This is a genomic window from Herbiconiux daphne (assembly GCF_024979295.1).
GTDB classification, from domain to species: domain Bacteria; phylum Actinomycetota; class Actinomycetes; order Actinomycetales; family Microbacteriaceae; genus Herbiconiux; species Herbiconiux daphnes.
In genome coordinates this window covers 1-727 of sequence record NZ_JANLCJ010000356.1, presented here as the reverse complement: position 1 = coordinate 727, position 727 = coordinate 1, and the positions used below count along the sequence as shown (strand labels likewise).

At 44.4% G+C, this 727-nt stretch carries 1 protein-coding gene; it reads left to right on the top strand.

The window, feature by feature from the left end:
* The first annotated feature begins 237 nt into the window (after positions 1-237).
* Complete coding sequence (locus tag N1032_RS25225) at positions 238-702, top strand: ProQ/FinO family protein (protein WP_259543326.1); 465 nt, start codon at positions 238-240, stop codon at positions 700-702.
* Positions 703-727: the final 25 nt, after the last annotated feature.

The window sequence follows — 727 nt, the reverse complement described above, 5'->3', positions numbered from 1 at the left end:
TGACTACCTACATAACGAAAGGGCATACGACGGCACTCAGAATGATGTTGGTGTTGGTTACAAACACGGTCGTAAAGGGTATTTGGGTGCCAATGGGGATTTCCATTCCTATTAATTCCGCACTACAGTGACGTGACAAAGGCTGCCCTCGGGTGGCCTTTTTAGTAACGTTTGAGTAGCCTGTTCGGTGTAGCAGTCTGGTCTGACGTTATTAACATCTCCTATAAGGGAACTATCATGGCATTTGTAAGCCCAATTAAATATGATTTCTACCGTCGTATTATGCCGACGATGATTGAGAAGTATCCGGAAGTATTTAATCCGTCCTTCCCGTCACCGCTGGCAGTCGGTATTCATAAACAGTTGAAAGAGCGTGAACCAGATTACACTAGCGCTGAAATCAGTTGTCTGTTGTGGATTTGGACTATGCGTTGGGAATACAAATGTATGGCCATGTCCGTGAACAATCGTATCGACCTCGATGGTAACGTTACGTCGATTACCGACGAACATCGTGAAGGGTTCGTCGATTACTTCAAACGTTTAAGCAATCAGCAAATTCGCCGATTCAACAAACGTTTCCTCAAACAGTTTGGCAGACCAGCTTTCTTGTCAGTGCCAATCTCAATGCGTAAGGATAACGCCAAAGATGGAGAAGAAACAGAAGCAACCAAAGAAACAGCAGCAGAAGTTTGTAGCTGAATTGTCCAATCTACGTAAGGTGGAT

Excerpts from the sequence above, each read along its gene's own strand:
- N1032_RS25225 (WP_259543326.1), top strand. The coding sequence starts at position 238 with ATGGCATTTGTAAGCCCAATTAAATATGATTTCTACCGTCGTATTATG.